The following is a 25910-nucleotide window of genomic DNA, read 5'->3' as shown; positions in this document are numbered from 1 at the left end:
CCAGAAGAATCCAGACAAAATCCAAGAATCAGCCCCTTGTAATTTCGTACAAGTCAGAACTCTTTAGGATTCGTCTCAAATACTCACCACTCTCGCCATAGCACTCTATGCACAGCGACTAATCGCCAACCTGAGGAGCTATGGAAATGAAACTTCGCGCAGCCGCCTTCGCTGTGCCGGGCCTTGCTTTCGCTGCCAACACCATCAACTTCAGCGGGGAAGTCACTGACCAGACCTGCTCGGCGGTGGTCGATGGCAATACCGACCCGACCGTGATCCTCGACAGCGTCCCGGTCAGCGCCCTGAACGGCACCGTCGGCCAGACCGCCGGTGAAACCAGTTTCACCCTGCATCTCACCGGCTGCGCTGCGCCGTCGGGTGACGAGCACTTCACCACGCTGTTCCAGGCCACCAACGCCACCTCCGCCGGCAACCTGACCAACACCGCCGCCAGCGGCGCCACCGGTGTTGCGCTGCAGCTGCTCGACGCTCCGGCCGGCACTCCGGTGAACCTGGCCGGCGGTGCAGCGGTAGAGGCCGGCGACATCGTCCTCGCCGATGGTCAGACCAGCACCAGCTATGACTACGCCGTGCAGTACGTCTCCGAAGACGCCACCGTGCCCCCCGGTCCGGTACTGGGTTCGGTGACCTACACGCTGCGTTACGAGTAATGCCCCCGCGGCACCGCAAGGTGCCGCCTTTGAACTTCGTCGCACTGCCCTGGGGTACCCACGCCCCGCGCGGTCCGGCAGCGAAGGTGATTCCGATGACTGCACTCCCACTGCGCCCGCTTCGCGCGGCGACGCTCGCGCTCGCCCTGCTGGCCACTCTCGCCACCCCGCTCACCCAGGCCAGCGTGGTGATCACCGGCACCCGTGTCATCTATCCGGGTGAGTCGCGGGAGAAGACCGTGCAGCTGACCAACAAGGACACCTTCCCCAACGTGGTCCAGGCCTGGATCGACGTCAACGATCCGGCCTCGACGCCGGACACCGCCAAGGCGCCCTTCCTGGTCAACCCGGCCGTGTCGCGCATGGCGCCCGGCAGCGGCCAGACCCTGCGCATCCTCTACACCGGCTCCGGCCTGCCCCAGGACCGCGAATCGCTGTTCCACCTCAACGTGCTGCAGATTCCGCCGCGCAACGCCGCCAAGGCGGACCAGAACCAGATGCTGCTGATGCTGCGCAATCGCCTGAAGCTGTTCTATCGCCCGGCCGGCATCGCCGGCAGCCCGGAACAACTGTCGGAGAAACTGCGCTTCTCGCTGGTACAGAACGGCAGCAACTGGAGCGTGAAGGTGGAAAACCCCACCGGCTACCACGCCTCCTTCGGCGGCGCGACGCTCAGCGTCGGCCAGCGCCAGTGGAAGCTGCAGGCGGACATGGTGCCGCCCATGGGCCAGGTGCAGTGGCGCGCCCAGTCGCCTTCGGCGCTGCCGGCCGGCACGGCGGCACTGTCCGCCCAGCTGATCAACGACTACGGCGCGCGAATGGACATTCGCCATGATCTGTCGCGTTGAGTTCCGCCGTGGACCGCTGGCCCCCCTCGCCCTTGGCAGCCTCGCGCTGATCATGGCCGGGCTGGCCAACGGTGACGCGGACTATCGCTTCGACGACAGCCTGCTGATGGGCTCGGGCCTGGCTGGCGGCAGCCTGGAGCGCTTCAACCGCGCCGACCAGGTGGATGCCGGCAGCTACCACGTCGACCTGTACCTCAACGGCCAGTACGCCACCCGTGCCGAGGTGGAATTCCGCCAGCGCGGCGAGCGCGCCGAGCCCTGCTTCAGCGAACGCTTCCTGCGCCAGAGCCTGGGCGCACGCCCCGACCCGCTGGCCGGCAAGGACGACCAGGGCATCTGCCACTTCCTCGGCGACCGCCTGCCCAACGCCACCTGGACCTTCGACACCGCGCGCCTGCGCCTGGACCTCGGCGTGCCCCAGGCGCTGCTGGACATCAAGCCGCGCGGCTACGTCAGCCCCGACGAGTGGGACGCCGGCACGACCATGGGCTTCGTCAACTACGACGCCAACCTGTACCGCTCGACTTTCGAGGGTTCCGGTAGCGGCGGCCATTCCGACTACGGCTACCTGGGCCTCAACGGCGGCGTCAACCTGGGCCTGTGGCGCCTGCGTCACCAGTCCAACTACACCTATTCCAGCTACGCCGGGAACACCCGCAGCGACTGGAACAGCATCCGCACCTACGCCCAGCGCGCAGTCCCCGACCTGCGCAGCGAGCTGACCCTGGGCGAGAGCTACACCGAGGGCAACCTGTTCGGCAGCATGGGCTACCGTGGCGTGCGCCTGGCCACCGACGACCGCATGCTGCCCGACTCGCAGCGCCAGTACGCGCCGCAGGTGCGCGGTACCGCGAACACCAACGCCCGCGTGGTGATCAGCCAGAACGGCAAGAAGATCCACGAGAGCACCGTGGCGCCCGGCCCCTTCGTCATCGACGACCTCTACGGCACCGCCTACGACGGCGACCTGGACGTGCAGGTGATCGAGGCCGACGGCAGCGTCTCGCGCTTCTCCGTGCCCTTCTCCGCCGTACCCGAATCCATGCGCCCGGGCCTGTCGCGCTACAGCGCCACGGTCGGCCAGGCGCGCCAGTACGGCAACGGCGACGACCTGTTCGGCGACTTCACCTACCAGCGCGGCCTGACCAACGCGCTGACGGCCAACCTCGGCGCCCGCGTCGCCGAGGACTACCTCGCGGTGCTGGGCGGCGGCGTGCTGGCCACGCCCTACGGCGCGTTCGGGATGAACACCACCTTCTCCAGCGCCACCGTGGAGAACGACCAGCGCAAGCAGGGCTGGCGCGTCGGCCTGAACTACAGCCGCACCTTCCAGCCGACCCAGACCACCCTGACCCTGGCCGGCTACCGCTACTCCACCGAGGGCTACCGCGACCTCGGCGATGCCCTGTCCGCCCGCGATGCCCGCGACCACGGCGAGAGCTGGGATTCGAGCAGCTACAAGCAGCGCAACCAGTTCACCCTGCTGGTCAACCAAGGCCTGGGCGAGTACGGCAACCTCTACCTGTCCGGCTCCACCAGCGACTACTACGACGGCAAGAGCCGCGACACCCAGCTGCAGGTCGGCTACTCCAACACCTGGCGCCAGCTCAGCTACAACCTGGCGTACTCGCGCCAGCAGACCACCTGGTACCGCGACGTCAACGACAACTACGACCCGTCGCTGCCGCCGCAGCAGAACCTGCAGAACGGCAGCAACCGCAACAACACCCTGACCCTGAGCCTCTCCATGCCGCTGGGCTCCAGCAGCCGTGCGCCGAACCTCAGCGCCATGGCCACCCGCCGCTCCGGCGACACCAGCGGCAGCACCTACCAGACCGGCCTCAACGGCACTCTGGGCGAAGACCGCACGCTGAGCTACGCGGTCTCCGCCGGCCGCGACAGCGAAGGCCAGGGCACCGACCTCAACGGCAGCCTGCAGAAGCAGACCGCCATCGCCACGCTCAACGCCGGCTACGCCGAAAGCTCCAGCTACCGCCAGGTCAACGGCGGCGTGCGCGGCGCGGCGGTGCTGCACAGCGGCGGCGTGACCCTGGGTCCTTACGTCGGCGACACCTTCGCCCTGGTGGAAGCCAAGGGCGCCAGCGGCGCCGGCGTGCGCGGCGGCCAGGGCGCGCGGGTGGACAGCAACGGCTATGCCGTGGTGCCGTCGCTCTCGCCGTATCGCTACAACCCCATCAGCCTCGACCCGCAAGGCATCGACGAGAACGCCGAGCTGGTGGAGACCGAACGCAAGATCGCGCCCTACGCCGGCGCCGCCGTACGCGTCGAGTTCAAGACCCTCACCGGCCACCCGCTGCTGATCCAGGCGAAACTGCCCGATGGCGAACCGCTGCCGCTGGGCGCCGACGTGCTCGACAGCCAGGGCGTGAACATCGGCATGGTCGGCCAGGGCGGGCAGGTCTACGCCCGCGCCGAAGGCGAGCAAGGTCAGCTGCGCGTGCAGTGGGGCGAGCGCGCCGAAGACACCTGCCAATTGCCATACGACCTCAAGGGCGCCGAACGCGATCAGGTCCTGATCCGCCTGCAAGGGACCTGCACGCCACTCCCGGAGGCCACATGAACCCTCTCCTGCGACTGCTTCCCGTAGCGGCTCTGCTGCTGGCGCCGAGCGCCTGGGCTACCTGCTACAAGGTCACCAGCGTCGGCAGCGCCAGCACCACCCTGACCTACCAGATCCGCCCCGGCGAAGGCACCGCTGCCGACTGGGCCGGTGCCTGCGACACCTGCAACGGCCCGCTGGGGCTGCCCAGCGTGATCAACGTCAGCGACGCCAGCTTCCAGCCCGACGGCACCCTGATCGCCAGCTCCGTGGCGCCGCTCACCCAGTACGGCGCCGCTGCCGGCTATGACCCGGAGCGGGTGTTCTTCCGTTGCGCCGCCAGCGATGCGGTGTACGAGATGTTCTCCACCAACGCCGACGACCTCTACAGCGGCTGGTACAACGGCGGCGACACGGTGGGCAACAGCATCGGCCTGTCCGCCGCCTACCGCACGGCCTGGCCCAACGTGCTGCTGCGCCTGGCGCACGTGGAGACCGGCCAGTACTTCACGCCGATCTGGCAGGAGCGCGTGCTCACCGGGCTGGACGTGGACTCGCGTGGCTTCCAGCTGGTCAAGGCGAAGAACCTCAGCGCGGTGCGCTCGGAACTGTTCCGCGCGCCGCTGGAAAGCCAGCGCTACTACTCCGCGACCATCGCCTCGCAGGCCTATCTGTACACCCAGCCGGCGGCCTACATCGCCATCAAGGGGCCGGGCCTGGCCTACCCGCGGGTGGGCGAAGTGCACTACGCCAACTACGACGGCTGGCACTACAACTGGCCGGGCGCTATCGGCCTGTATGGCGATGTCACGCTCAAGCGCTACCCCACCTGCGCGGTGACCAACGTCACGCCGCACGTGGTGTTCCCGTCGATCTCCATTGGCGAGATCAACGCCGGACAGAGCCGCGAGATGCCCTTCCAGGTCGATTTCAAATGCCAGACCGGCGTCATCAACAGCACCGCCGCCAACGGCACGGCGCTGGGCATCAAGGTCTCCGCCGGCGCGCTGGCGGCCTCCTCGGGTCTGGGACTGGTGAACGCCAATGGCGGCCTGTCCTATCTCGTCTCGGACCGCTACGGCCAGCCCGGCATCGCCCAGGGCGTAGGCATCCGCCTGCTGCGCAACGACAGCCCGATGAACCTGTTGGCCAACGAGGACTCAGCCAAGGGCAGCAATGCCGAGGCACGCGGCTGGTACCCGGCCATCGGCAACGCCTCGAACAAGACCAGCGAAGTCAGCGGCATCGCGCAATACACCGAGACCTTCCGCGCGCGCCTGGAGAAGCTCAGCCTGGGCAGCATGCCCACCGTCACTCCGGGCCGCGTGGAAGCCACTGCGCAGGTGGTGATCCGTGTCCAGTAACCTCCTGCGTTCAGCCCTGCTGGGCCTGGCGCTGCTGGCCGGCGCCACTGCCCACGCCGGCGTCACCGCCGAGCGCACCCGGGTGATCTTCGACGAAGGCCAGCGCGAAGCCTCCCTGGAGCTGGTGAACCAGAACACCTACCCGGTGATCGTGCAGACCTGGATCGACGACGGCGACCTGGAGTCCGCCCCGCAGAGCGCCCAGGCGCCGATCATGCCGCTGCCCCCGGTGTTCCGCCTGAACCCCGGCCAGCAGCGCAGCCTGCGCCTGCTCTACACCGGGGAAAAGCTCCCTGGCGACCGCGAGTCGCTGTACTGGCTGAACCTCTACGAAATCCCGCCGCAGCCCGGTGATGCACTGGCCGAAGGGCAGTCGCGGCTGACCGTGACCCTGCGTACGCAGATGAAGGTCATCTACCGTCCTCGCGCGCTGAACAAGGCCGCGGAAGAGGCGCCGCGCAAGCTGGTGTTCCGCCGCCAGGGCAACGCGGTGCAGGTGGAGAATCCCACGCCCTATTTCATCACCCTCGCCGGTGGCGAGGTACGCCAGGGTGAAGCCGGCACGCCGTTGCCGGCCGAACTGCTGGCGCCTTTTTCACAGCGCCTGCTGACGCCCTCCCAGCCCCTGCCCGCTGCCGCGAGCCAGGTTCGTTACCTGTGGATCGATGACGGCGGCAACAGCCAGCAGGGCGAGGCGCCTTTGCGCTGAGGCGCCTGCCGGCAGGACCGAAGGCCACGATGCCCATCGCGGACGGAGTCCGCTCCTACGCGGGGCGCAGGGCCTGGAGATTTCCCGGTGAGCACGAATTCCTCCGCGCGGGATTTCGCGGACAAGGTCCGCTCCTACGCTGCCGGATGCGTCGGAGACGACCTGTAGGGGCAACTGTCTTCTTCTGATCGTTCGTACCTCGGATTTTCCCTCTCCCCCGCCCTGGCTGCGCGCCCCGCTCCGAAGGGAGAGGGAGCTATCCGTGCCGGCTGACGTCGTGGCTTCAGCCGGCACCGAACCAGTCCCCTCTCCCTTCAGGGAGAGGGTTAGGGAGAGGGCAGTCCCCGCGAAGAACTTTACGTAGGAGCGGACTCTGTCCGCGATCTGCCGGCAAGGCCGGTGCATGCAGGGGAATGCGGAGCTGGGCGGGTTCGCGAGCAAGCTCGCTCCTACCGGTATGCCCACCGCCGTTACGACGGCGGAACCATCGCGGACGGAGTCCGCTCCTACGCCGCCGGATGCATCGGAGCCGACCCGTAGGAGCGGACTCTGTCCGCGATCTGCCGGCAAGGCCGGCGCATGGGGAATCCGGCGCTGGGCGGGTTCGCGAGCAAGCTCGCTCCTACCGATATGCCACCGCCGTTACGGCGGCGGAACCATCGCGGACGGAGTCCGCTCCTACGCCGCCGGATGCATCGGAGCCGACCCGTAGGAGCGGACTCTGTCCGCGATCTGCCGGCAAGGCCGGTGCATGCAGGGGAATGCGGAGCTGGGCGGGTTCGCGAGCAAGCTCGCTCCTACCGGTATGCCCACCGCCGTTACGACGGCGGAACCATCGCGGACGGAGTCCGCTCCTACGCCGCCGGATGCATCGGAGCCGACCCGTAGGAGCGGACTCTGCCCGCGATCTGCCGGCAAGGCCGGCGCATGGGGAATCCAGCGCTGGGCGGGTTCGCGAGCAAGCTCGCTCCTACCGGTATGCCCACCGACATTACGGCGGCGGAACCATCGCGGACGGAGTCCGCTCCTACGCGGGGCGCAAGGCTTGGGTATTTCCCGGTGAGGACGAATTCCTCCGCGCCGGATTTCGCGGACAAGGTCCGCTCCTACGGGAGCAACACCGCCGCCCTGTGTCGATTGGGGTCCCGGCTCTGGCTTTGGTTTTGGTTTTGGTTTTGGTTTTGGTTTTGGCACCTGGAGACTTCCAGAGAAACACCAAAGCACTCCGGAGCGCCCCTTTCAGGAGGCCTCGTTGAAGCGGAGTTTCAGGGGTTGAGCGGCATGGATGCCGCGAGAGCCGCGATGGGCCAGGGATGGCCCTTCGCGGCGTGCCCCTGAAACTTCGCTTCAACGAGGGAATTTTTCGCCTAGGCGAAAAACCGGATGGAGGGGCAAGCCTTCTTGGTTACTTCTTCGGCGTTTGGAAGAAGTGACTCGCCGAGGGGCGAAACAAGAAGCCAGGGCGCACACCGAAGCGACGCAGGAAAACCTCTTCCCAAGCAGACCAGAATGCAACGAGCCAAAAATCAACATTCGAGCAAGGACACACGCCAGCCTTGCAGTCGACTCACAGGCAAAGCCCGCACCAACAGGATTGGGCTACTGAAACAGATTGGCCTTCACACAGAACGTCAGCAACGCCTGGTCGGTCTCCACATCCAGCTTGCGCATGGCAGAAATCTTCTGCGCGCTGACCGTCTTCACGCTGCGATTGAGCAGCAGCGCTATATCCCTCACGCTCATCCCCGAAACGAAGTGGCGCAGCACCTCGTACTCCTTCACCGACAGGCTGGCGATACGCCCCTCCACATCATCCCCGCTGGCCAGCACACTGCTGCTGGACTGCATCCCCGGCCCGCGGTAGATGCGGTCCTGGGACAGCGCCTTGAGCGCCACCAGGATCTCGTTGAGGTCGCCATGCTTGAGGATCACCCCGGACACGCCCAGGTCGTAGAGACTGGAAAGGATCAGCGGATTGGAGAGCATGGTGAGGATCAGGATGCGCGTGTCGGGGAAGTTGCGCAGCAGGTACTCGATCAGCTTCAGCCCGTCGCCATAGGTCTGGTCGCCGGGCATGTTGTAATCGGTGATGACGATGGCCGGGCGCTGCTCGCGATACAGCGCCACCAGCTCGCTGGAATTGTGCGCCTCGCCCACCACTTCGAAGCGATCATCCCGATCGATCACCTCGCGTACGCCCATCAGGACGATGGGATGGTCGTCCGCTAGTACCACTCTGACTTTTTCCATGAGTTCTTTCTTGAGTCCCAACGTTTGCGATCATTGGCCGGCCACCAGGGCTCGGCCACTCATCTAGAGTAGCTGCTGTTGCCGGGCCGGCGCTCAGAGGCCGCTCAGCGCCGCCTCGATCCGTCCAAGCAGGGCGTTCACCGCCGCACTGAGTTCCGGCCCCGAAGGCTGGGCGATCAGGGCTTCCTCGACGGCGCCACAAGCATCGCTCAGGCCATGGGCCTGCACCACCGCCAGTGCGCCACGCAGACGATGCACCTGCTGGCGGACGGTGGCGAGATCATCTTCCTGCAGCGCATCGCGCACCCCCTGCATGTCCTGGTGCATGGTGCGGATGAACAGCTCGCGCATCTTCGGCGATACCTGGATAGTGTCGTCCGTCGCCGCGACGGCGCCTTGCCCTTCGCTTTCCGCAGTCGCCGCGGCCAGGTGGCCGCAGACCCTGAGCAGCCCGTCGTGCAGGGTGCGCAGGCTCATCGGCTTGACCAGCCAGGCATTCATGCCCACCGCCATGCAGCGCTCGCCTTCCTCGCGCAGGGCGTTGGCGGTGACGCCGATGATCGGCAGCCAGCTGTCGTGGCGGCGCAGCTCGCCGACCAGCTCGTAGCCATTCATCACCGGCATGTTGACGTCGGTGAGCAGCGCATCGAAGGCGCCGGGCGCCCAGCGTTGCAGCGCCTCCCGGCCGTTGCCGGTGAGGGTGACGCGGCAGCCCAGCTCTTCCAGCTGTTCCTTGAGCAGCGCCTGGTTGATCGGATTGTCCTCAGCCACCAGCACCCGCAGCCCCAGCTTGCCCAGCCGCGCCGCGCGCGGCGGCTGGTGCTGCTCGCCACTGCCGCCCTGCTGCGCCAGCTGCAGCGCCTGGGCGATTCCGGCCAGGTGATAGAGGCTGGCCTGCCAGCCCCGCGGCATCGCCTGCGGCGGCAGGCCGGACCTGGCCAGGGCGCAGACCTGCGGGCCGCTCCACAGCGGCTCGCCGTGGCCGTCGCCGAGCAGGTCGAGCAGCACCGCGCCGGGCGGCGTCGACGCCGGCAGGTCGTCCTGCACGATGGCCTCGCCGCCCCAGGTTTCGACCCAGGCAGCCAGGCTCTGCGCCAGTTCCCGGACCGGCGCGCGGACGTAGATCGGATCGTGGCGCAGGCGCAGGCCGTCCACCGGCGGTTGCGCCGCGTCGAGGACCGGCAGCGCCAGGGTGAAGGTGAAGCTGCTGCCCAGCCCGGTCTCGCTCACCACCCGCAGCTGCCCGCCCATCAGTTCGCTCAGGCGCGCGCAGATCGACAGCCCCAGCCCGGTGCCGCTGACCGTGTGTTCATGGCCATGGGCCTGGTAGAACGGCTCGAACAGGCGCTTCTGCTGGGCGTCGGACATGCCGATGCCGGTATCGGTCACCTGCCACTGCAGGGCCATCGCGCCCGACTCGGTGGCGACCCTGCGCAGGCGCAGGACTACCCGGCCCAGGTCGGTGAACTTCAGTGCATTGCTCAGCAGGTTGTTGAGAATCTGCCGGATGCGCGCGGCGTCGCCGCGCACCAGGCCGGGAACGTCCGCATCGATGCAGGTGTAGAGCTGCAGCTCCTTGCCTTCGGCCACCCCGGCGTAGCTGGCGACGGCGTCCTCGGCCAGCTCCAGGGGATTGAACGCCACCGCCTCCAGGGCCATCTGCCCGGCCTCGATCTTCGACACGTCGAGGATGTCGCTGATCAGTTGCAGCAGGGTTGAGGAAGAGCGCTGGATGGTGTCGAGGTAATCGCGCTGCTGCCGGCTCAGGTCGGTCAGGCCGAGCAGTTCCAGGGTCCCCAGCACGCCGTACAGCGGCGTGCGGATTTCGTGGCTCATGGTGGCGAGGAACACCGACTTGGCTTCGCTGGCGGCGTCGGCCGACAGCTTCGCCTCGGCCAGCATCTGCTGGGCCTGGCGGTGCGCGCTGATGTCGTTGAAGGCGCACAGCACGACGTTCTCGCCGTGGTAGCGGGTCGGCGCGAAGCCGGCGTGCAGCACCCGCCCCTCGACTTCGAAGACCACCTCCGAACTGCCCTGGCCAGCGCCTTCACCTTCGCGCAACAGGGGCTCCCAGTCGCGGCTCAGGCGCGCGATCGCCTCGGCATCGCCCAGCCAGAGCTCCGCCAGGCGGTTCATCATCACTACCTGATGGCTCTGGTGGCGCAGGACGCAGAGCGCCACGGGGGCGGTCTGGATCACCGCGCGGCTGAAGGCGTCGCTTTCGACGATCTCCAGGTGGGCCTGACGGGCCGGGCGGATCACCCGCCGCGAGTACCAGCGGATGGCGAACCAGCCGCCGGCCAGGCTACCCAACAGCAGCGCCAGGCCACCGAGGAACTGCAGCTTGGCGTAGCGGAAGAAGCTCTGGTAGCTCAGCCGGTAGAGCGCCACCCAGCCGCCGTCGGCGGCGCTGCGCACCTTGAACACCAGGCCCTGGGCGCCGATGTTCAGGCCATCGTCGTAGTCGCCGGCGGTACCGACGGAGTCGATCAGTACATCGCCGCGGGGCGAGATCAGTTCCAGTTCGTCGAACACCGGACGCTCGAGGATCTGCTCGAAATCGTTGATCCGCTCCAGGTCCAGCAGCGACACGGCGACCACCTGGCGATCCAGGTCCGAGTCCCACCACAGCTTGTCCGGCAAGGGCGCGCCGACATACGCCAGCAGCTCGCGACCCTGGCCACCGCTGTAGGCGTGCGCCTGGGCCCAGTGGACCTGGTGGTCGCCGCGCTCGGGCTGGCAGACTTCCAGCGCCAGGCGTATCCGCTCGACGACCGGCAGGTAGCTCTGGCGGGTCAGCGGGCGCTGCCCGCGGAAGTTGCCGATGGAGGGCACCGCCAGGCTGGTGGGGCCGCGCAGATCGAGCACCAGCACCTGCGGCGAGGGATAGGCCGAAGTGCTCCAGTAGCTGCTGTAGAAGTTCGCCAGCATCACCCCGAAGGAGAACGGCCCAGGCTTGTCCTGCCGGCTGCCCTGCTGCTGCGCCAGGGTGAACGGCATGGCAAAGGAGAACTCGCGCCCCTCGTGGATCTCCATGCCCTGCTCGCGTACCAGCAGGCGCCGCTGCAGCGGGATGACATCCTGGTCCTGGCGCTGGGTCGACTCGTCGCTCTGCTGGGCGATGCGGTGGAGGAAGGCTTCGTGCTCGTGGATATCGCCGATCAAGCGGCTGAAATGGAAGTGCATCTTGTCGCGCTCCTCCTGCACCACCCGGCCGAGCGCCCAGTAACAGGCGCCCACCAGCAGCAGGGCGAGGGAAACGGCACATAGCAGCACGACGTTCAGGCGCAGCGAAGTGCTGGCCAGTTTGCGGATCGAACCGTTGTCGGGTTCATTCATGCACAAGGTATCCGGAAATCACGGCAAGGGCGGCTCAGGGCCCCGCGCAGGGCGCCGGGCCGGCGATACCAGCAGACTGTAGATGCGCGCACGGCATTCGGCGAACCATCGGCCCTCGGCGAGCCGACGATCACCCGTGCAATTTCACTGTGCCTGCCTCAGATCAATGGGCAATGGCCGCACGCTCCTGCTGCAGCAGACGGGTGAGAACCGCCGCGGGCACCGGCTCGGAAATCAGGTAGCCCTGCGCGCAGTCGCAGCGCAGGCGACGCAGCAGCGCCAGCTCGTCGGGATGCTCGACCCCTTCGGCGATCACTTCCAGTCCCAGTTGCCGGCCCAGCTTGACGATGCTCTCCAGCGCCGCGGACAGCCCTTCGTCGTCCACGCAGCCATGGACCAGCGCGCGATCGATCTTCAGTTCCGTGAAGGGTGTCGAGACCAGATTGTACAGCGAGCTGTAGCCCTGGCCGAAATCGTCCTGCGCCAGGCCGAAGCCCTTCATCCGCAGGCGGCACGTGCCGGCGTAGTAGTTGGCCGGAGTCGCCGTGCTGCTGCACTCCAGCAGTTCGAAGACGATGTGCGCCGGCACTCCGCCACGGGCGGCGACGAAAGCCGCCAGGCGATCGGGCAGTTCCGGGTCGTCGAGCAGGTGGGTGGGCAGGTTCACCGCCACCGACAGGCGCAAGCCCATCTGCACCCACTCCGCCTGGGCCTGCAGCGCCTGGCCGAGCATCGCCCAGAGCAGCGCCTCGTCGAGCCCGGCCGCGCTCAACTGGGTCATGAAGCTGTTCGGTCGCAGGATGCCGTGCTGCGGGTGTTCCCAGCGCACCAGCGCCTCGGCGGCGACGATGCGGCCATCGATGAGCGACGCCTTGGGCTGGAACCAGGCGCGCAGCTGCCCCTGCGCCAGCGCCTGCTGCAGCTCCTCGCGGGTGGGCGCGGGAAGCGCCGGCTGGCTGCGACGCTCCTCGCGCTCCAGGCGCGAGACGAGCTTCTCCAGCAGGCGGCGGATGGCCGGCGCACGGGCCGGCTTGGCGATCTGGTCGAGCACCGTGATGCCGTGCGCCCGCGCCACCATGCAGGCGCTGCCCATCAGCCGGCGCGGTGCCGAGGTCATGATGGCCAGCAGCGGCGGCTGCCGCAGCGTGGCCAGCCGCTGGATCAGCTGGACGCCGTCCAGCCCCGGCATCATCAGGTCGCTGACCACCAGGTCGAATGGCTCCAGCTCCAGCCAGCGCAGCGCCTCGGCACCATCCTCGGCCGCGCGCAGGTGCTGCACGCCCTGCTCGCGGAACAGGTTGAGCAGGTACTCGCGCTGGAACGGCTGGTCCTCGACGATCAGGATTCGCTGGTGTCGCATGTCGGCGCCTCCATGGGCAGGCTGGTCAGGCATTGGCGCAGGGTGCGCAGGTCCACCGGCTTGTGCAGGCACAGGTTCATGCCGGCGGCGAGGCAGCGTTCGTTCTCTTCGTGCATGGCATTGGCGGTGGCGCCGATGATCGGCCCCCGGTAGCCGCGCTGGCGCAGCGCCCGGGTGAGTTCGTAGCCATTGAGGTGGGGCATGTTGACGTCGGTGAGCACCACGTCGAAGGTCTCGCCCTGCCAGCGCCCCAGCGCCTGCTTGCCGTCAGCGGCCAGTTCGACCAGGCAGCCGAGGGCTTCGAGCTGGTCGCGCAGGATCAGCTGGTTGATCGGGTTGTCCTCCACCAGCAGCACGCGCAGGCCCAGCGCCTTGTCGGACGGGGCTTCGGCCTGGCGTGACGTTTCCGTGCCGGTACAGCCCTGCGCGGCCGCCAGGGCGCGGCGCAGGCCATCGAGGCTGTAGCGGCCGACGTGCCAGTCGCAGCCTTCCTGCCGCGGCTGCTCGCCGCCCAGGTCGGACACCAGCACCCGGCAGCCTTTCCAGGCCGGCAGCGGCTTGCGGTCGTTGGGGTTGAAGCGCAGGTCGACCAGCACGCCCTCGGCCTCGTCGTCGAACGCCTGCCCGGCCGTCGCCACCTGGGCCTGGGCTCCCCAGCGGCTGACCCAGCTGCACAGGCTCTCGGCCAGCTCGCGGGTCGGTGCATGGACCCAGACCATCGCGTCGTCGAGCGGCGGCTGCGGCGGCTCCGGTGTTGCCGAGCATTGCAGCGGCAGGCTCAGGGTGAAGCTGCTGCCCAGGCCGACATCGCTGACTACCCGCAACTGGCCGTGCATCAGCTCGGTCAGGCGCTGGCAGATCGACAGCCCGAGGCCGGTACCGCCGGCGACGCGGGCATTGCCCGCGACCTGGTAGAAGGCGTCGAACAGGTGGTCCTGCTGGTCCAGCGGGATGCCGATGCCGGTGTCGGTCACCTGCCAGTTCAGGCGGTACTGCGCGCCTTCGGCCGACTCGACCCGCACGCGCAGGACGATGCGCCCGCTGTCGGTGAACTTCACCGCGTTGCTCAGCAGGTTGTTGAGAATCTGCTGGATGCGCGTGGCATCGCCAAGCATCCGTCCGGGAATGTCGGAGTCGCAGCAGGCGTAGATCTGCAGGCCCTTGGCACGGGCGGCAGCGGCGTAGGCCTGCACCGTGTCCAGGGTCAGCTCCAGCGGCGAGAACTCCACCGGTTCCAGGCCCAGCTGGCCGACCTCGATCTTCGACACGTCGAGCACGTCGCTGATCAGTTGCAGCAGGGTCGAGGAGGAGCGCTGGATGGCCCGCAGGTAGCCCGACTGCTGGTGGTCCAGCGCCGTGCGGCCGAGCAGTTCGAGGGTCCCGAGGACGCCGTAGAGCGGCGTGCGGATCTCATGGCTCATGGTCGCCAGGAACAGCGTCTTGGCCTGGTTGGCGGTATCGGACAGGCGCTTGGCCTCGGCCAGCGCAGCCTCGGTCTGCTTGCGCGCGCTGATGTCGCTGAAGGCGCAGCAGAGCACTTCCTCGCCCTTGTAGCGGGTGGGCGTGTAGCTCAGGTACAGGTGCCGGCCGGTGTGGGTCTCCACCTCCTCCGAACCACCCTCTTCACCGCTGCTGAAGCCGCGCTCCAGCCAGCCGTGACTCCAGTAGCGGCGTTCGTCACCGCTGCCCAGCCACTGCTGGGCGAGGCGGTTTTCCAGCACGACCTCGGCGTCGTTGCGCCGCAGCACGCAGAGCGCCACCGGCGCGGTCTGGATCATCGCGCGGGAGAAGCTCTCGTTCTCCACCAGGGCATCGAGGCGATGCTGCGCCGGGCCGATCAGGCGGCGGTTGATGCGCCGGCACATGGCCCAGACCAGCAGCGAACAGCCGACCAGGAAGACCAGCGAGGCGAGCAACCTGGGCCACATCGGCAGGAGCAGGTCGGAGAGGTTGAAGTAATAGATCAGCGACCAGTCGGAACTGCCCAGGTGCTTGAGCAGGGCCAGGTGGCTGGGCAGCAGGCCGGGGCCGCTGAAGGCGAAGTTGTCGCCCTCCCACAGGTCGCTGAACTGCAGGCCGAGCTGGGGCGTCACCGCGCTGCCGAGGATCGCCCGGTGCTCGCGGTCCAGCAGCAGGAAGCGCCCGGCCTCGGGGACGCCGAAGGCCGCGGAGAGATCGGCGCCGAACAGCTCCAGGCCGAGCCAGCCGTTGTCCTGCTCGCGGGTCACGCGGGTGAACAGGTACTGCCGCGCCTGCGGGTCGGTGGGGTCGGCCAGCCAGCGCACCTGCTGCTTTTCCCTGGGGGTGCCCGGCTTGCCCAGCGCCTCGAGCACCGAGGGCGGCACCACGGCGTTGAGCGCCGGCGCCCCGTACAGCCGGGTGACCGAGCGATCCGGCGCGGTGGAGACATAGATCAGGTTCAGCCGCTTGGCTTCCATCTCCGCCAGATCACGCCCGGACAGCGCCAGGCTCCAGCTCGACCCCGGCTCACCAAGGGTGACGTAGACCTGCTCGTGGGGCGGCACCGGCACGTTCAGCTGGCGCCACTGCACTACCGGCTCGCGGGCCTTCCAGGTGACGCCGCGGCTGATGTGCTCGAGCAGCGACTCGCGCTGGCCGAGGTAATCCTGGGCTTCGTACATGGCCGCGTTCATCTGCCGGCGCAGTTGCGACACTTCGCTGTTCAGGCTCGCGGCTAGGAACAGGCTGAGGGTGAAGAACAGGCACGCGATGACCACCCAGGCCAGCAGACGCAGGAGCTTCCGGGCCGCCTTGGGAGTCGAGAAGGACGGGTCCTGGGGTCTGAGGAACTGCTTCAATTTCATGGCCGCCAGCCTGGCGGAAAGCCGGCGAGGCGGACATCAGACAAATCTAAAAAGCCGGCAAGGACATGGGAGACTTGTACTATTTTCTCCCACAAAAACCGGTGAGCCCCCTCAGCGTTTCCTTGCTGATTCGTAGACCGCGCCGCCCTCACGCTTGCCAACAGCGATGACCAGCACCACCACCTTGTCGTCGAACACTTCGTAGACCAGCCGGTACCCGGCAGAAGCCAGCTTGATCTTGTAGCGATTGATCGGACCGTGGAGCCGCGCCGAGGGCACATGAGGATTGCGCAGGCGCTCATCCAGCTTACGAATGAATTGCTCCTTCACCGGTCCCTTGAGCTTCTTCCATTCCTTGAGCGCAGACTGATTGAAGGCCAGGCGGTACAGCAAATCAGAGGTGGCGGAGCTCATCGAGGGTGACTTCCACTGTCGGTTCATCCTTGCGCTGCTCGGCGATCCGGCCCAGCTGCAGGTCGTCGAGCAGATCCAGCATGCGCTCGTACTCCTCGGCCGGCACGGCATAGAACACCGGCTCATTGCGATTGAGGATGGCCACCGCGTGCCCCATACCGGCTGCAACGGTACCCATGGGGTCCTTCTTCAATTCGGTGATGGAGGCGGTGACATCCGCCAGCATGGAATGGGGCACAGTCTTCTCCCAGCACAAAGACACCTGATTAAGTGCTTTTAAAAGCACTTAATCAAGCATTTCTCGTCACATCAGGAAAGGTCCAGCAACCCGCTCGCCCGCTGCACCCTTCGCTCCGTCGCCGCTTCCAGCACCTGCCAGCCGCGCCCGGCGCTGGCCAGAGTGAACCATTTCCGCGCGCGGGTGATGCCGGTGTAGACCAGCTCTCGGGTGAGGATGGGGTTGAGGCTGTCGGGCAGCAGCAGTGCGGCGTGGGTGAATTCCGAGCCCTGGGACTTGTGCACAGTCATGGCGAATACCGTTTCCACCGCCTGCAGGCGGCTGGGCAGGATCCAGCGGATGGCGTCGCTGCCATCGCCCGCCGGGAAGGCCACGCGCGCCACCCAGCGCACCGAGCCGTCGTCGGCCTGTTGCGGCAGCGCCAGGGTGATGCCGATATCGCCGTTCATCAGGCCCAGGCCATAGTCGTTGCGGGTGACCAGCACCGGGCGGCCGGCGAACCAGCCGCTCGCCGTGGAAATCAGCCCTTCACGCTGCAGCAGTTCGCCGATCAGCGTGTTCAGCCCTTCCACACCCCAGGGCCCGCGACGCAAGGCACAGAGCAGCTGGAACTGACCGTGGGCTTCGAGCACCTTCCTCGCCCAGCCATCCAGCGCGGCCTGGTCGGCGTTTTCCGCCGGGCGCGAGCCGCTGACCACGCGCAGGTAATGGGCGTAACCGACCGGCCCGAACAAGTCGCCGCCGCGCCCACCGTCTATCACCAGGTCACGCAGGCTGCGGGTTTCCTGGGCATCCACGGCGATGCGGGCGAGGTCCTCGTGCTGCGCCTTCCACACCTGGCGCAGGGCCGGGATATCCCCGGCGTTGACCGCCTCGGCCAACTGGCCGATGCCGCTGTCGGCGCTGAAGCGGTGGCTGTGACGAAGCATGGCCACGGCCTGGTCGAGGTCGCTGCCGGAGTTGTCCAGCAACGTGGCGTCAATCGATTCGCCGGTGACGGCTTCCAGCCAGTCGCGGGTGGCCGGCCGGTAATGGCCTTCGCGGGCACGGCTGCACAGCTCGCCGAGCACGGCGCCGGCTTCCACCGAGGCCAGCTGGTCCTTGTCGCCGAGCAGGATCAGCCGCGCGCGCGGCGGCAGCGCGGCAAGCAGCGCGGCCATCATTTCCAGGTCGACCATCGAGGCTTCGTCCACCACCAGCAGCTCCAGCGCCAGCGGGTTGCCGGCGTGGTGACGGAACTGGCGGCTGTCCGGCCGGCTGCCGAGCAGGCGGTGCAGCGTGGTGACCTCGGTGGGAATCTCGCTGCGCACCGCTTCGCCATTGGGCAGGCCGTCGAGTTGCAGACGCTGCACGGCGCCAGCGATGGACTCGTTCAGACGCGCGGCCGCCTTGCCGGTGGGTGCGGCGAGACGGATGCGCAACGGCCGGCCGCCCTCCCCCAGCGCCAGGCTCTGCAGCAGGGCCAGCAGCTTGACCACCGTGGTGGTCTTGCCGGTGCCCGGCCCGCCGGTGACGATGCCGAACGCGTTGCCGGCGACCAGCGCGCAGGCGAGCTTCTGCCAGTCCGCTGGTGCGCCAGGCTGCTTGGGGAACAGCGCGTCCAGCGCCTGGCGCAGTTGCGCAGCCGGCAACGCCGCCCGCAGGGCGTCGCCCTGTTGCAGACGCTGGTCGATACCGGCCCGTACTTCCCGCTCGTACTGCCAGTAACGACGCAGATAGAGACGGCGGCCGGACAGCACCAGCGGCGTATCACCAGGGCCGTCGCCGACCAGGCGCGGATCGTCCAGCACAGCGCGCCAGGCATCGAGATCGAAGCCGTCCAGCAGCACGCCGGGCAGCTCCGGCGCGTCCTTGGCCGAGTCGCCTTCGGGCGGCAGGGACAGGGCAAAACGGCTGTCGGCCAGGGTCGCTTGCAGATCGAGGCAGACATGCCCGCGCCCGAGCTGGTGACTGGCCAGGGCGGCGGCGAGGATCAGCAGCGGATGCGCATCCGCCGCGCGTTCGACGAGGAAGATCGCAAAGGCGCGATCCAGCTCGCGCAGCCAGCCGCGCTCGGCCCAGCGACCGAGCAGTTCGAGCATTTGCGCGGCGCTGTTCATGCCGGCACCTCCGCGCGGAACAGGCGGTCCAGCTCATCCATCAGCGCTTTCGGCGGGCGCTCCAGGTACATGCCCTGGGTCGCCGAGGAACTGCCGCGCAGGAACAGGTACATCGCGCCTCCGATGTGGCGGTCGTAGTCATAGTCGGGCAGGCGCGCCTGCAGCAAACGGTGCAGGGCGAACAGGTAGAGCGCGTACTGCAGGTCGTAGCGGTGCTCCAGCAGCGCCTCGCGCAGCGCGGCCTCGGTGTAGGCCTCGTCGTCGGCGCCCAGCCAGTTGGACTTGTAGTCGGCCACGTAGTAGCGGCCTTCGTGTTCGAACACCAGGTCGATGAAGCCCTTGAGCATGCCGTTGAGCAGGTTCGCCTGCAGCGTCGGTCGCGCCAAGCCACCGAGGGTATGGCGGATCACCGCGGCGTCGAGGCGCTGGGTGTCGACCTGGCGGGTGGAGAACCAGAATTCCATTTCCTTCTGGAAAGTCGTCAGCCCGGCGAGGCTGACCGGCGCGCCACCGGGCACGCGGAACGGCGTGCGCTGGTACTGGCCGAGCCAGCCGGTGAGCGGCTCGATCCACTCTTCCCAGCCGCGCACGGCGCAGCGCCGGGCGATCTGGTCGCGCAACGCTTCTTCGTCGGCGTTGAAGCCTTCGTCGGCGGCCCACTCCAGCAAGCCATGGAGGAAGCTGCCGGGGTTCGCGCCACGGGGGAAGGCGTGCAGGCTGAAGGGTGCAGGAACGACATCCAGCTCGCGATGCTCCTCCAGGCTGCTTTCACGCAGCAGGTCTTCGCCGGCACTGATGGGTTCGTCGGCAGCCGGCGCCGGGGCGACTACGCTGTCGTCTTCGCTGGCCCCCGCAGACGCCAGACTGGCCAGCGCGGAGTAACTGGCGATCCACCATTTTTCCGCCACCCGGCGGCGCGGCTCGCGGGCGGCGCCCAGCTCGCCGGCCGGTACGCCGACGAAGACTTCCGTGCCGACTTCCGGCGCCGGCTCCAGGGCGATTTCCGCCTGGCCGGCCTGCAACTCACCCAGTCGGGCGCTGACATCTTCAACGCTCAGTGCGTTACCGCCACCGAGCAGGTAGCCCATGGCGCCCTTGTGCAGCTCGGGGTTCTTGCTGTTGCTCATCACCAGCGGCGCCACGCCCAGCCACACGGCATGGCGCGCGCGGGTCAGGGCCACGTAGAGCAAACGCATGTCCTCGCTCAGGCGCTCGTCGTTGGCCAGCTGGAAAGCCGCCTTGGCCAGCTCCTTGTCGCGGGACAATTCCACCACTCGCGCCTCGCCGGACTGGAAGCTCGGCGGCGTGCCGCTCTTGCCGTCGAGCTCGCGCCAGGTGCAGATGAACGGCAGCAATACCAGCGGGTATTCCAGGCCCTTGGATTTGTGGATGGTCACCACCTTGATCAGGTCGGCGTCGCTTTCCAGGCGGAGGATTTCCTCGCTGGACGGGCTCTCCAGCTGTTCGGCCAGCACCCGCAGCAGCGCGTGCTCGCCGTCCACTTCCACGGCCTCGCGCTGCAGCCATTCGGCCAGGTGCAGCAGGTTGGTCAGGCTGCGTTCGCCGTCGGTCTCGCGCAGCAGGCGCGCCGGCAGCGCGAAGTCGGCAAGCAGGCGGCGCAGCATCGGCAGCACGCCCTGCTGCTGCCAGAGCACGCGGTAGTCGCGGAAGCGCAGCAGCATGGCTTCCCAGAAGCGCTCGTCCTGGTTCAGCCGTTCCAGGGTTGCCCAGTCCAGCGCCAGGCTGCGGGTGGCCAGGGCGATGCGCAGCGCGCCATCGTCACCGGGGTCGGCGCAGGCGCGCAGCCAGTGCAGCAGGTCGACCGCTTCGGGGCTGTCGAACACCGAATCGCGGTCGGAGAGGTAGACGCTGGCCAACCGACGCCTGGCCAGCTCGCCGCGAATCGCCTCGGCTTCGCTGCGGCCACGGACGAGGATGGCGATGTCAGCCGGACGCAACGCGCGCCATTCACCATCGGCATCACGGAAGCCGCTCTGCGCGGAGCTCAGCCAGCGCTGGATGGCCGTGGCGCTGCGCGCGGCCATCTCCTGGCGATACAAGGTGGAGCCGCAGACCTGACCGTCGTTGTCCAGTTGCCAGAAGGTCATGGCCGGCGCTTCGGCGCCTTCCAGCAGCAGCCTTTCATCACGGCCGCGCGCCCCGACTTCGAGGAACGGCACCGGGTTGTCCTGGCCCTCCACGGCGAAGCGGAACGCCGCCCGCGGATGGCTTTCGGCGAAGAGGAAGCAGCGGTTGGCCGCGTTGACCATCGCCAGCGTCGAGCGGTAGTTGGTGCCCAGGGTGTAGTGCCGCCCGGCGGTGGCGGCACGGGCGCGCAGGTAGGTGTGGATGTCGGCGCCACGGAAGGCGTAGATCGCCTGCTTGGGGTCGCCGATCATGAACAGACCGAGGCTGCGTGGGTTCTCGCCGATCCGGTAGACGCGCTCGAAGATGCGGTACTGCAGCGGGTCGGTGTCCTGGAATTCGTCGATCAGCGCAATCGGGAACTGCTCACGGATGCGCTCGGCCAGGCGCTCGCCGCCGCTGCCAGCGAGGGCGCGGTCGAGGCGCACCAGCAGGTCGTCGAAGCCCAGTTCGGCGCGCTTCTGTTTCTCGACTTCGAGGTTGTGCCGCACTTCGCCCAGGGCGTGCAGCAACAGTTGCGGGGCGATGTCCGGGCGCCCTTCGGCGCGCTCGACCCAGGCGTCGATGGCCTGCAAGGCGGGGTGCTCAGGCACCACGGCCTTGGCCTTCACCTTGATCCGCGTCTGGCCGAACCTGGCGAGGTTGTCCGGTGCATCGGCGCCTTCGCTCCAGGCATCCAGCGCTTCGATCCAGCCGGCGAACACCGCGTCGTCATCCTTGCCGCGGTAGCTGTTGCCATTGAGGTCGCCGCGCAGGTTTCGCAGCAGTTCAGCGACGCCCTCGCGGTCCGCTGCCCAGGCTTCGCGGGCACGGCTTTCGGTGGCGGCGAGCTCGTCGTAGAACTGGCCGGTGGCTTCCAGCAGATCGGCCAGCGAGGCCGGAGCCGTCAGCGGCTGGTCGGCGTAGCGGAAGCCGGCCTCCTGCGCCGCCAGCAGCGGTTGCAGGGCGCGGGCCAGCGCTTCGGGGCCGGCGTAGCAATGGCGCACGGCGTTGGCCGCCGCCACACCCAGCGGGTAGAAATTGCGCCGCCAGTAATCGCGCACGGCTTCGGCGAGCAGCTCGCTCTGGTCGGCGGCGAGGTCCTGGGTGAACAGGCTGCCGCTGTCGAAGGCGTGCTCGCGCAGCATGCGGTAGCACCAGCTGTGGATGGTCGAGACGGCGGCCTCGTCCATCCATTCGGCGGCCAGGCGCAGCAGGCGCGCGCAGCCGGGCCAGCGCTCGGGCGCATAGCTGTCGCGCAGCCTGACCAGCAGGCCGTCGTGCTTCTGCTCGGGCTCGGCGAAGCAGCGCGCAGCCTCGCCCAGGCGCGCGCGGATACGCTCGCGCAGCTCCTGGGTCGCGGCTTCGGTGAAGGTCACCACGAGGATTTCCGGCGGGCTCAGCGGTCGGCCGAATGCGGCCTGCTCGCCGCCGTGATCGAGCACCAGGCGAACGTAGAGCAAGGCGATGGTGAAGGTCTTTCCGGTGCCCGCGCTGGCCTCGATCAGCCGGCTGCCGTACAGGGGGAAGTCGAGTGGATTGAGCTCTTGTGAAGTAAAGGCGGCGGCGCTCATTGTTCGGCCTCCTTGCGCTGCAGGATCGCGAACAATGGCCCGTAGAGCTTTTCCGCCCAGGCAGCGAATTCCTCGCTGGCATTGAGCGTGGCGAAGTCCGGATAGACCCGCGCCAGCGCCGCCGACGACGCCGCCTCGCCGCTCAGGTTGAAGCCGCCGTCATAGCGCTTGGCAGCTTCGCGGGCGGCGCGGTCTTCGTCCTCACCGGCGGCCAGCCAGGCGAACGCCGCCTTGCAGGCCACCGGCAGCGGGCGACTCATGCCCTGGAACCACGCCTCCAGCAATGCATTCAGTTCCGCGCGGGCTTCCTGCGCCGGCAATGGCGGGAATTCGAGCGTGCCGGTGAGGCCGACCAGCACGCTGGTCACCGGCTCGCCGCACAGTTGCAGCGCGAGGTGGCGCACCCACGGGCGCACCAGTCCATGCCATTTGTAGCCCTTGCCTTCGTGCAGCTTGCCGCTGACCAGCTGCAGGCTGGCGAGCTGGCCGTCGGCGTTGCGGCGCAGGCCGCCGAGCCAATCGGCCAGTTCGATGCCGGCGTGCTCATGGTTGAGTTCGCGCTGTTCGTCTTCCACCTGAGCCCAGTGCTCCAGCTGTTCGCGGTAGCGCGCCAGCAGATCGTGCAACGGCGCCACCAGCGCCTGGGCGGAGAAGTCGCCGAAGGCCGCCAGCGGCAGCCGGCCTTCGCGGCGCAGGCGCTCGACCTGGGCGCTCAGTTGCGCGGCCAGTTGCTCGTCCTGCCAATGCTGTTCAACCCAGGGGCGCAGGCGCTCGCAGAGTTCGAACTGCAATTGCCAGACGTCCAGGCCGTTCAGCTCGAACGGTTCCTCGTCCTGGCCGATCAGTTGTTCTTCGCCGAAACGCACCTTGAGGCGCTGCAGGAAGAAGGCGCCGACCGGGTTGGCGAGGAAGTCCGAGAGCACGCGCAGGCCGATGGGCGCATCGAGCACCGGTGGCGGCAACGCTGCTTCGTTGGTCTCGCCGTCCTGCTCGCGGTGCACGTCACGCCACTCGCGGGCATAGGTGTAGAGGCCGTCGATCCCCTGGTCGCCAGGCGTTTCGAAGTAGGCACGGCTGAAGGGCTGCAGCGGGTGCTCCAGGGTCAGGCCGTGCAACAGGTCGCCACCGTCGGCGCTATGCCAGCCGGCGGCGAGGTGGTCGCGCAATTGGCCGACCAGCACCGACGGCGGACGCTCGCTGTTGTCGCGGATGCTCCGCCCGACCCAGCTGACATAGAGCTGGCGCCGCGCCGAGAGCAGCGCTTCGAGCAGCAGGTAGCGGTCGTCCTCGCGGCGCGAACGGTCGCCAGGGCGGTAGTCGTTGCGCATCAGGTCGAAGTCCAGCGGCGATTGCGGACGCGGGTAGTCGCCGTCGTTCATGCCCAGCAGGCAGACCAGCTGGAAGGGAATCGCGCGCATCGGCATCAACGTGCAGAAGCTCACCGCGCCGGCCAGGAAGCGCTGGTTCAGGCCACCGGCATCCAGGCCGCTGAGCCAGGCCTCGCGTACCACCGAGAGCGGCAACGGATCGCTGAAGCCGGCGTGGCCACAGGTTTCCAGCCAGCCTTCGAGCAGGTTCAGCAGTTGCTGGCGGAGCAGTTCGTCGTGGTCGTCGGTGACCTGGAAGAAGTCCTCCAATAAGGTGCGCAGGCGCTGCACCCAGGTCGCCGGATCGGCGTCCTCGGCGAGCAGCTCGCAGGCCTTTTCCAACGCGCCGAGCAGCCCGGCCAGCGGGCCGAGGGCGGCGGCGTCGAGTCCGCCGATTTCCGCGTAGGGCTGGATGCCCTGGAAGGCGTCGCCCTCGCCCACCGCGAAGCCCAGCAGCATGCGCCGCAGGCCGAAGCGCCAGCTGTTGGCTTCAGCGGCGGCGGGCAGGCCGAGGCGTTCGCGCTGCTGGCCGTCGAGGCCCCAGCGCACGCCGGCGCCGTCGATCCAGCGGCGCAGCAGCGGCAGGTCGGCGTCGGCCAGGCCGAAACGCTTCCGCACGGCGGCGACGTCCAGCAAGTCGAGGATTTCGCTCACCGCGAAGCGACTGTCGGGCAGCCGCAGCAGGTGCTCCAGCGCCACCAGCAGCGGCTCGCGGCCGCGCTGGCCCTGGTCGGCCAGGGTGTAGGGGATGAAGCGCTTGTCGTCGCGCGGCAACTGGCCGAACACGGCCTCGATGTGCGGCGCGTAGGGGTTGATGTCCGGGACCATGACGATGACGTCGCGCGGGCGCAGCGTCGGGTCGGCGTCGAAGCGCGCCAGCAGCTGGTCGTGGAGGATTTCCACTTCGCGCTGGGCGCTGTGGGCGACATGGAAGCGCAGCGAGTCATCGGTCTGCGGGTCGACTGCCGGCCAGTGTTCGCGGGTCTCGTTGATCGGCCGCAGTTCGAGGATATCGTCCTGCAGCTGGCCGAGCAGGCTGCTGGGCGTCACCTCGCTGAACAGGTCGATGCGTCCGTTGGCCACTGCGCCCAGGCGCGCGCGGTAGCTTTCCGGGTCGTCGTACTGGTCGAGCAGGTTGATGTAGTCGCGCCCCTGCTTGCCCCAGGCGGCCAGCAGCGGCTGGGCGTACTGGTGCTGCTGGTCGTCGCTGAGCAGTTCCGGGGTGCCGGCGCGGCGGCGCTGGCGGCGGTACTCGTGGCGCAGCAGGTCCTTGTCGGCAACGATGTCGGCCCAGTGGTGGCGACAGGGGTTGTGCACGCAGAGCAGCACCTGGGCGTGGCGCGCCAGCACCGCGAGGGCCTCCACCGTCTGCGCCGGCATGGCGGAGATGCCGAACACCACGACCCGGCGCGGCAATCCCGGCAGGGGCTGCTCGGCCGTCTTCAGCTTCTGGATGAAGCGCCCGTGCACGCCGGCACGGCTGGTGGCCAGGCCTTCGGCGCCGACATCCTCAAGCAGCGCGCGCCACAGCGCGGCCTGCCAGCGGTTGTCGGCATCCAGTGCCTTCACGCTGCCGTTGGCCAGGCGCAACTGGTCGACACCACGACTCCAGTCCTCCAGCCAGTCGGCGCGGTAGACCTGGTACTGGTCGAACAGGTCGGCCAGGCGCTCGGCCAGCTGGTGGCGCTTGCGCAGGTCGGCGTCATCGGCGAGGAAGCGTTGCAGGGTGGCGAATTCGTCCTGCTCCAGCAGGCTCGGCAGCAGGCGCATCAGGCGCCAGGTCAGCGGGCCCTTGTCGAGCACCGAGACCTCGGGGATTTCATCGCGGCCCAGCGCGCCGCGATAGGCGCGCCAGAGGAATTGCGCCGGCAGTTGCACGTCCAGCGCTGCGGTGACGCCGCAGCCGCCCTCCTCCACATCGCGCCCCAGCGCCAGCTTCAGCCACTGGGCGATGCCGTTGCTCTGCACCAGGATGACCTCATTTTCCAGCGGCGCCAGCGGGTGCAGGCTCATCCATTGCACCAGCAGGTCGCGCAGCGCTTCCGGATGGTTGCCGTGGATCACCATCAGGCCGGGGGTCAGTCGCTGCTCGCTCATCGTGTCTCCTGGTGCGGAGCGGGCAACTGGAAGCGCCCGCCGGGGATGACGGGCATTTCACCAAAACAGGA

General features: G+C 68.2%; 14 protein-coding genes. 5 read left to right on the top strand and 9 right to left on the bottom strand.

The features are described from left to right. The first annotated feature begins 146 nt into the window (after window positions 1-146). The 5 genes from HNP46_RS06775 to HNP46_RS06755 all read left to right on the top strand — a co-directional run bounded on the left by HNP46_RS06775 (window position 147) and on the right by HNP46_RS06755 (window position 6152). The gene (locus HNP46_RS06775; RefSeq protein ID WP_260403103.1) at window positions 147-671 is read left to right on the top strand and encodes a fimbrial protein; all 525 of its coding nucleotides are present in this window, start codon (window positions 147-149) and stop codon (window positions 669-671) included. A 95-nt stretch (window positions 672-766) separates the two neighbouring features. Then, window positions 767-1519 (top strand): fimbrial biogenesis chaperone, encoded by a 753-nt coding sequence (locus tag HNP46_RS06770; protein ID WP_184587089.1) that lies wholly within the window; start codon window positions 767-769, stop codon window positions 1517-1519. Beyond that, complete coding sequence (locus HNP46_RS06765) at window positions 1503-4100, top strand: fimbria/pilus outer membrane usher protein (protein WP_184587087.1); 2598 nt, start codon at window positions 1503-1505, stop codon at window positions 4098-4100. Before HNP46_RS06770 ends, HNP46_RS06765 begins: the two co-directional genes overlap by 17 nt. Next, window positions 4097-5443 (top strand): fimbrial protein, encoded by a 1347-nt coding sequence (locus HNP46_RS06760; protein WP_184587085.1) that lies wholly within the window; start codon window positions 4097-4099, stop codon window positions 5441-5443. The genes HNP46_RS06765 and HNP46_RS06760 overlap by 4 nt, the downstream gene beginning before the upstream one ends. After that, on the top strand, window positions 5433-6152 hold the full coding sequence (locus tag HNP46_RS06755) for a fimbrial biogenesis chaperone (RefSeq protein ID WP_184587083.1): 720 nt from the start codon (window positions 5433-5435) through the stop codon (window positions 6150-6152). Before HNP46_RS06760 ends, HNP46_RS06755 begins: the two co-directional genes overlap by 11 nt. A gap of 1599 nt (window positions 6153-7751) precedes the next feature. On the opposite strand, the gene HNP46_RS06750 is transcribed toward HNP46_RS06755, so the two are convergent. From HNP46_RS06750 to recC, 9 genes are all read right to left on the bottom strand, one after another. Further along, a complete protein-coding gene (locus HNP46_RS06750) occupies window positions 7752-8402 on the bottom strand; it encodes a response regulator (protein WP_184587081.1) in 651 nt (216 codons plus the stop codon). A gap of 93 nt (window positions 8403-8495) precedes the next feature. Next, window positions 8496-11741, bottom strand: a complete 3246-nt coding sequence (locus tag HNP46_RS06745) for a hybrid sensor histidine kinase/response regulator (protein ID WP_184587080.1) — start codon at window positions 11739-11741, stop codon at window positions 8496-8498. A gap of 163 nt (window positions 11742-11904) precedes the next feature. Beyond that, a complete protein-coding gene (locus HNP46_RS06740; protein ID WP_184587077.1) occupies window positions 11905-13101 on the bottom strand; it encodes an EAL domain-containing response regulator in 1197 nt (398 codons plus the stop codon). Continuing rightward, window positions 13080-15926, bottom strand: coding sequence for an ATP-binding protein (locus tag HNP46_RS06735; protein ID WP_184587075.1), 2847 nt, complete (start codon window positions 15924-15926; stop codon window positions 13080-13082). Before HNP46_RS06735 ends, HNP46_RS06740 begins: the two co-directional genes overlap by 22 nt. A gap of 111 nt (window positions 15927-16037) precedes the next feature. After that, entirely contained in the window at window positions 16038-16319 is a 282-nt protein-coding gene (locus HNP46_RS06730; protein WP_184587580.1) for a type II toxin-antitoxin system RelE family toxin, read from the bottom strand. 1 nt (window position 16320) lies between these two features. Continuing rightward, window positions 16321-16578 (bottom strand): type II toxin-antitoxin system Phd/YefM family antitoxin, encoded by a 258-nt coding sequence (locus HNP46_RS06725; protein ID WP_184587073.1) that lies wholly within the window; start codon window positions 16576-16578, stop codon window positions 16321-16323. 71 nt (window positions 16579-16649) lie between these two features. After that, window positions 16650-18677, bottom strand: a complete 2028-nt coding sequence (recD, locus tag HNP46_RS06720) for an exodeoxyribonuclease V subunit alpha (protein WP_184587071.1) — start codon at window positions 18675-18677, stop codon at window positions 16650-16652. After that, entirely contained in the window at window positions 18674-22375 is a 3702-nt protein-coding gene (gene recB / locus HNP46_RS06715; RefSeq protein ID WP_184587069.1) for an exodeoxyribonuclease V subunit beta, read from the bottom strand. The genes recD and recB overlap by 4 nt, the downstream gene beginning before the upstream one ends. Next, the gene (recC, locus tag HNP46_RS06710; RefSeq protein WP_184587067.1) at window positions 22372-25839 is read right to left on the bottom strand and encodes an exodeoxyribonuclease V subunit gamma; all 3468 of its coding nucleotides are present in this window, start codon (window positions 25837-25839) and stop codon (window positions 22372-22374) included. Before recC ends, recB begins: the two co-directional genes overlap by 4 nt. Window positions 25840-25910: the final 71 nt, after the last annotated feature.

The sequence above is a fragment of the Pseudomonas nitroreducens genome, assembly GCF_014204515.1.
Lineage (GTDB): Bacteria > Pseudomonadota > Gammaproteobacteria > Pseudomonadales > Pseudomonadaceae > Pseudomonas > Pseudomonas nitritireducens_A.
The sequence above is the reverse complement of the archived record's forward strand: the minus strand, read 5'-3'. Positions and strand labels throughout refer to the sequence as shown.